General features: G+C 64.2%; 7 protein-coding genes and 1 pseudogene. 7 read left to right on the forward strand and 1 reads right to left on the reverse strand.

Features of this window, described 5'->3' with window-relative positions; translation table 11 throughout:
* The first annotated feature begins 351 nt into the window (after window positions 1-351).
* The 7 genes from WBQ44_RS21840 to WBQ44_RS21870 all read left to right on the forward strand — a co-directional run bounded on the left by WBQ44_RS21840 (window position 352) and on the right by WBQ44_RS21870 (window position 6,167).
* On the forward strand, window positions 352-612 hold the full coding sequence (locus WBQ44_RS21840) for a hypothetical protein (RefSeq protein ID WP_495568757.1): 261 nt from the start codon (window positions 352-354) through the stop codon (window positions 610-612).
* 72 nt (window positions 613-684) lie between these two features.
* Window positions 685-852: a DUF8730 family Cys-rich protein gene (locus tag WBQ44_RS21845; protein WP_495568758.1), complete on the forward strand. Its 168-nt coding sequence runs from the start codon at window positions 685-687 to the stop codon at window positions 850-852.
* Between the two features lie 81 nt (window positions 853-933).
* A complete protein-coding gene (locus tag WBQ44_RS21850) occupies window positions 934-3,084 on the forward strand; it encodes an MMPL family transporter (RefSeq protein WP_495568759.1) in 2,151 nt (716 codons plus the stop codon).
* 114 nt (window positions 3,085-3,198) lie between these two features.
* Entirely contained in the window at window positions 3,199-3,618 is a 420-nt protein-coding gene (locus WBQ44_RS21855) for a DUF302 domain-containing protein (protein WP_495568760.1), read from the forward strand.
* On the forward strand, window positions 3,618-4,391 hold the full coding sequence (locus WBQ44_RS21860; protein WP_495568761.1) for a sulfite exporter TauE/SafE family protein: 774 nt from the start codon (window positions 3,618-3,620) through the stop codon (window positions 4,389-4,391). Before WBQ44_RS21855 ends, WBQ44_RS21860 begins: the two co-directional genes overlap by 1 nt.
* A 77-nt stretch (window positions 4,392-4,468) precedes the next feature.
* Window positions 4,469-4,738 (forward strand): metal-sensitive transcriptional regulator, encoded by a 270-nt coding sequence (locus tag WBQ44_RS21865; RefSeq protein ID WP_495568762.1) that lies wholly within the window; start codon window positions 4,469-4,471, stop codon window positions 4,736-4,738.
* 58 nt (window positions 4,739-4,796) lie between these two features.
* Window positions 4,797-6,167 carry an MBL fold metallo-hydrolase gene (locus WBQ44_RS21870; RefSeq protein ID WP_495568763.1) on the forward strand — a complete coding sequence of 457 codons (1,371 nt, stop codon included), beginning with the start codon at window positions 4,797-4,799 and terminating at the stop codon, window positions 6,165-6,167.
* Between the two features lie 42 nt (window positions 6,168-6,209).
* Here WBQ44_RS21870 and WBQ44_RS21875 read toward each other — a convergent pair.
* A pseudogene (locus WBQ44_RS21875) lies at window positions 6,210-6,485 on the reverse strand (ABC transporter); the annotation flags it as partial.

A 6,485-nucleotide genomic window follows, 5' to 3' on the forward strand; every position in this document is an offset into this window, starting at 1 on the left:
CACCCGCTCGAGCTGCGCGGCGAGAACACAGAAAGATGATCGTCTCCATCTGAGGCGGCTCCACCCGTGTGCGGAAAGTGTTGTTCGAACAGCACTTTTGACGCACGGGTGCGCAGCGCCTAAGGCACCTGGCACCCCCGTTACCGACCGAGCACGCCTGCTCGGACACGAAAGGGTGCGCCAACTCTGCAACAGTGTTGCCAGCTTCGTCGGCATCGGTTCGAAGGCGTCCGGCTGCTCGAAATCCGTATTGTCACCCGCTCGAGCTGCGCGGCGAGAACACAGAAAGATGATCGTCTCCATCTGAGGCGGCTCCACCCGTGTGTGGAAAGTGTTGCTCGAACAGCACTTTTGACGCACGGGTGCGCAGCGCCTAAGGCACCTCGCACCCCCGTTACCGACCGAGCACGCCTGCTCGGACACGAAAGGCTGTTCCAGCTCCGCAATAAGGCTGCCAGCTTCGCAGGACCTGCCGGCGGATCGATCTTCGTCGACACCGTCTACGGATTCGCCGTACTCGCGGCATCAGAGCACCCCAAGCGGTTCGGCGTGCCCTCGGACCAGGACTTCACCGCGATCCTCGACAACCCCGCCGCCGCCGTGCCACTCTGATACCCCCAGGGGTACTTGCATACCCCCCTAGGTATGTGTAAGAGTGGGAACACGCCACCAGAAAGGACTGCCATGTGTCATCCCGTCACGTGCCCGACATGCCGTAAGACCACCTGGGCTGGTTGTGGTCGACATGTCGACAACGTCATGAAGGATGTTCCGCAGTCGCAGCAGTGCACCTGCTCGCCGGAGGCGCCCGCGACGCGCACCAATATCTTCCGATCCCTGTTTCGTCGCTGACCTCCCCGACCGCGCGCGGCTGAACCATCAAGAGACCCTCTTGGCATTGTCATATACCCCCACCCGTATTAGGAGACAGAAATGTCAGTGCCCGACACCGTGACGGCCACCGGCCGTGACGATCGCGTATCCACGACCGGCGTACTCGGCCGCCTGGGAAGCGCGATGGTCGCTCGCCGCCGGTGGGTGTTCGGGATCTGGCTGATCGCGCTCATCGCCCTGGGATCTGCAGCGCCATCGGTCTTTTCCTCACTCGCCGGCGCCGGCTGGCAAGCCAACGGATCCGAATCCGTCCAGGTCCGCGAGCTCGCCCAGCAGCATTTCGGCGGTAACTCCTCCGCAGCAGTGCAGGTGGTCGTTCACTCCGACACCGCCTCGATCGAAGACGCACCGATGCAACAGACACTGACCGACGTCGCGGCCGTGTTCGACGACGACGCCCGCTTCGGCGAGGTCATCGCCCCACAGCCGGGCATGACCATCAGTCCCGACGGCCGCACCGGCATCCTCATCGCGGGCGCAAACGCGAGTACCGATGACATGGTCAAGGCCGTCGACGAGGTGAAAGGCGAACTGACCGCATTGTCCGGCGACGGCATCGAGGTCTATCCCACCGGATCCTCCGCACTATGGTCGGACTTCAACAAAGCCAACCACGACGCCATGATCCAAGCTGAATTGTTCTCTTGGCCGGTCACATTGGCGATCATGGTCCTCGCATTCGGCTCGCTCGTCGCCGCGGGTCTGCCACTGCTGCTGACCGTCGCCGGCCTCGTCGCCTCTGCAGGCGGGCTGGTGCTACTCAACGGGGTCACCCCGATCTCGGTATGGGCAATGAACTTCGCGATGATGTTCGCCCTCGCCCTCGGTATCGACTACGCCCTGTTCATCGTCGCTCGCTTCCGCGACGCACTCCGCAACGCCGATCCGCGCGCCGCAGTCGTCGAAACCATGGACACCGCCGGCAAAGCCGTGGTCCTGTCCGGTTTGACGGTCCTGGTGAGCCTCTCGGCCGTCCTGCTCGTTCCCGCACCGGCGGTGCGCACCATGGCCGTGGGCATCATGCTCGCTGTCACGTTCGTGCTGATCGCCACCATGACCCTGCTTCCTGCCACCTTGGGTGCGCTCGGCTCCAAGGTCAACGCCGCATCCCTGCCCTACGCCAAACGGCAACAGCACCGCTCCCCGAAATTCGCAGCCTGGGGCGAACTGCTCCACAGGCACCCCTGGCCTTTCGCGCTGGTCTCCGTCGGCATCCTCATCGCCCTCGCTCTCCCGGTCCTCGGACTGAAAGTGGCGATGCCCTCGATCACCGTCGTTCCCGAGGACGCCCCCGTGCGCCAGGGTTACGAGCTGGTCCAAACCCAATTCGGTGACGGCGCCCCCGGCGCACTGCAGATCGTCGTCCCCACCGCCGACTCGGCCACGACTGCTACCGCCGCGAGCGAGGTGGACGGGATTTCCATGGTCACTCCTCCTCAACCCGCCGCTGACGGCTCGAATTACTCACTGCTGCAGGCGCTTCCCTCTGTGGATCCCTCGGACGAGAGAATGGGAACGATCCTCGGCGACCTGCGCGCCGAACTTCCGGAGTCAGCGTTGGTCGGCGGTGCCCCAGCGGAGAACCTCGATCTGCAGCAGGCCCTCAACGACTACCTGCCGTTGGTGATCGGCATCATCCTCGCCCTCGGCTTCGTTCTGCTGCTCGTCGCTCTGCAGGCACCCCTGATCGCGATCCTCGGCACCGGCGTCAGTCTGCTCTCCACCGCCGCGGCATTCGGCGTCGCGAAGCTGATCTTCCAGGACGGGCACGGCGCATCACTGCTGGGCTTCACCCCACAAGGCTTCCTCGACGGCTGGGGCCCGGTGTTCTTCTTCGCGATGATCTTTGCCATCGCCATGGATTACACCGTCTTCCTTCTCGCCACCGCGAAAGAGCACTACGAGAAGACCGGAGACCCGAAAGCTGCACAGGTCGACGGTCTCGCACACTCCGGCCGTGTCATCTTCGCCGCCGCCGCAGTCATGGTCGCCGTGTTCTTCACCTTCGCACTCTCCGACCCACTCCCACCGAAAGAGATGGGCATCATCCTCGGTGTTGCAGTGCTGCTCGACGCCTTCTTGATCAGGCTGATCCTGCTGCCGGTCCTGCTCCGACTGACCGGACACGCCGCATGGTGGTCACCGGCCTGGCTGCGCAAAGTACTGCCGTCGATCAGCTTCTCGCACTGAGCAACGCAACGCCGAACGGAATGCGCCCGAAACCGGCGCTCCGAGTCTTTGGCGCCCCCCGAAACGGGTAGGCATACATCACCGCAGTTCGACGACCGAAAGGAAATCCCCACAATGGGCATCGCACTCTCGACCACCCTGACCGACACCGACTTCGATACCGCAGTCGACGCCGTCAAAGCAGCCCTGGCCGACCAAGGATTCGGCGTTCTCTCCGAAATCGACATGCAGGCCACACTCAAAGCCAAGCTCGGCGAGGAGATGGAGCAGTATCTGATCCTCGGTGCCTGCAATCCCACCCTCGCGCACCGCGCCGTCGGAGTCATGCGTCAGATCGGCTTGCTGTTGCCGTGCAATGTCGTCGTCCGCGCCGACACCACCGCACCCGGATCGATCATCGTCGAAGCGATGAACCCCGACATCATGGTCCAAGCGACCGGCGAGCCGGCCCTGTCCGACGTCGCCGCCGAGGCCACCACCAAGCTCCAGGCGGCCATCGACGCACTCGGTGGCCAGGGCGCAGTACGCAGCTGATGACCCTCACCCTGGCGCTGGTACTCGGTGTCGCCGTCGGAATCCTGCTCGGGCTCCTCGGAGGCGGTGGGTCGATCCTCGCCGTCCCGGTTCTCGTCTACGCCCTCGGAATGGACCTGTCGGAGGCGATACCGACATCGTTGCTGGTGATCGGCGTCGCCTCCGCAACCGGCGCGATTCCCAAGGTGCGGGCGCGGCTCATCGAATGGCGACTGGCTGCGATCTTCGCAGCCACCGGCATCGTCGGCACCCTGGCCGGCACCGCCCTCGGCAAGCATCTACCCGAGGCTGCCGTGATGATCGGCTTCGCGATTGTCATGATCATCGCCGGTGTGCGCATGCTGCGCAGCGCCGACGACATCGGAACGGCCTGCAAAACCGGAAATTCCGGGATCAACTGGCGCCGATGTGCACCCCGGTCCATACCGACCGGCTTCGGTGTCGGTGTCCTCACCGGACTGTTCGGCGTCGGCGGAGGATTCCTGATCATCCCCGCTCTGGTGCTGTTGCTGGGAATCGAGATGAGTGTCGCTGTCGGAACATCCCTGGTGGTCATCGTCGCCAACTCCGCCGCCGGACTGATCGCTCAGGCCGACGGGCTCGGCGGCAATTGGACGCTGACTGCCGCGTTCGCCGGCGCTGCCATCGCGGGTTCGCTCGTGGCTGGGCTCTTCAGCGCTCGCATCGACACCGACAAACTGCGGAAGTGGTTCGCCTACCTGGTGTTCGTCGTTGCAGGCTACGTCTTGCTCGACACACTCGTTCTGTCATGACCGACGGCAACCCGGCTCGATGCCCCCGGGGGTAATCTGGAATCACCATCACCACTAGGCACCATCAGGAGACCGAAATGATCGGCGACGAAGACAGCATCGCACTGGTACTCAACCGTCTGCGCCGCGCACACGGCCAACTCGCCGGAGTGATCGGCATGATCGAAAACGGACGCGACTGCAAAGACGTGGTCACGCAGCTCGCCGCCGTCTCCCGCGCCCTCGACAAAGCCGGCTTCAAGATCGTCGCGACCGGTCTCCGCGAGTGCATGACCGGCGAAACCTCCGACGACAAAGAACCCATGACCGAAGCGGAACTGGAAAAACTCTTCCTCGCCCTGGCCTGAACGACCCATTTCACGTCAGGAACGAGGCCGACCCGACAACACCGTAGGAGTGTCCCCCATGAGTACGACCGATCCAGATATCGCCATCATCGAAACGTCGAGCCTCGGCGACCGCAGCTACCTGATCAGCCACGACGGCACCGCAGTGGTGATCGATCCCCAGCGTGATATCGACCGGGTTCTGGCACTGGCCGCGGAGAAGAACGCCGAGATCAGCCACGTTCTCGAGACCCACATCCACAACGATTACGTCACGGGCGGTCTCGAACTGGCGCGCGCCACCGGAGCCGAATACGTCGTGCCCGAGGGCGATCCGGTCGAATTCGAGCGACGGGCAGTCGGCGACGGCGATGTCGTCGAGGCGGGATCGGCGACGTTTCAGGTCATGCACACACCTGGCCACACTCATCACCACGTCAGCTACGTGCTGCGTATCGGCGACCAGCCGGTCGCGATCTTCACCGGCGGCTCGATGCTCTACGGATCGACCGGACGCACCGACCTTCTCGGCTCCGAACACACCGACGAACTCACCCATGCGCAGTTCCATTCGGTGCGCCGTATCGCCGCCGAACTCCCCGCTGATGTCGAGGTCTACCCCACACACGGGTTCGGTAGTTTCTGCTCCGCGACCCCCACCAGCGGCGACTCGTCCACAATCGGCGAACAACTCGAGTCCAATCCCGCGCTGACTCAGGACGAACAAAGCTATGTCGACGAGTTGATCGCAGGGCTGTCGGCCTATCCCGCGTACTACGCCCACATGGGCGTCATCAACACCGAGGGGCCCGCCCCGATCGATCTGTCCACCCCCGAGCCCGTCGACCCGGACGAACTACGCCGCCGCATCGACTCCGGGCAGTGGGTCGTCGACCTCCGCGCACGCACCGCGTTCGCAGCCGGGCACCTCGATGGCTCCCTCGGTTTCGAGCTGTCGACGACGTTTGTCACCTACCTCGGTTGGCTCTACCAGTGGGGTGCCCCGCTGACATTGATCGGCGAGACATCGGACCAGATCGCAGACGCGACACGAGAGTTGGCACGAATCGGCATCGACAGTCCCTCCGGCTCTGCCGTCGGCGAGATTCACTCACTCGTAGGTGACGGGCAAGTGCGGTCCTACGAGGTGTCCGACTTCGCCGGTCTTGCCGCAGCCGCCGCGCAACGCGAGGTAGCGGTGCTCGACGCACGTCAACAATCCGAGTACGCGGACGGCCACATCCCCGGTGCCGTCAACATTCCCCTCCACGAATTGCCGCACCGCCTCGACGAAGTTCCAGCCGCCGCCGAGGTATGGGTGCACTGCGCTTCCGGCTACCGAGCCTCGATAGCGGCCTCACTGCTGGACCGCGAACACCGCACGGTCGTCCTCATCGACGACGACTACGACCACGCCGAGCAGCTCGACCTACACGCACCGCGCACCTGACGGACTCGCCGCCGAGGCCCGTAGCGTCAACTCGCCCCTCACTCACCTGAGAACTTGGTACACCCGCCAATTCGGCTGATCTGCACCGACGTTCGGAACTTCGAACAGCAGCGATCCGACGATGCCCCCGTTGTCGTACACCGTTGGGTATCTGCGGTTGATGGCGTCGGATTCGCCGCGTCCACTGTTGGGGACGGTCAGCAGCAGCTGCACGTCGGCGGCGGCGGGGTCGTTGAGGATCGTGGTGAAGTCCTGGTCCGAGGGCACGATAAACCGCTTCGGGTGCTCTGATGCCGCGAGTACCGCGAACCCGTAGAC

Origin of the sequence: Rhodococcus sp. (in: high G+C Gram-positive bacteria) (assembly GCF_049591685.1) — a bacterium.
Taxonomy (GTDB): domain Bacteria; phylum Actinomycetota; class Actinomycetes; order Mycobacteriales; family Mycobacteriaceae; genus Rhodococcoides.

Coding starts and splice junctions, on each gene's coding strand:
- WBQ44_RS21860 (WP_495568761.1), top strand. CDS start 3,618: ATGACCCTCACCCTGGCGCTGGTACTCGGTGTCGCCGTCGGAATCCTG.
- WBQ44_RS21870 (WP_495568763.1), top strand. CDS start 4,797: ATGAGTACGACCGATCCAGATATCGCCATCATCGAAACGTCGAGCCTC.
- WBQ44_RS21855 (WP_495568760.1), top strand. CDS start 3,199: ATGGGCATCGCACTCTCGACCACCCTGACCGACACCGACTTCGATACC.
- WBQ44_RS21850 (WP_495568759.1), top strand. CDS start 934: ATGTCAGTGCCCGACACCGTGACGGCCACCGGCCGTGACGATCGCGTA.
- WBQ44_RS21865 (WP_495568762.1), top strand. CDS start 4,469: ATGATCGGCGACGAAGACAGCATCGCACTGGTACTCAACCGTCTGCGC.
- WBQ44_RS21845 (WP_495568758.1), top strand. CDS start 685: ATGTGTCATCCCGTCACGTGCCCGACATGCCGTAAGACCACCTGGGCT.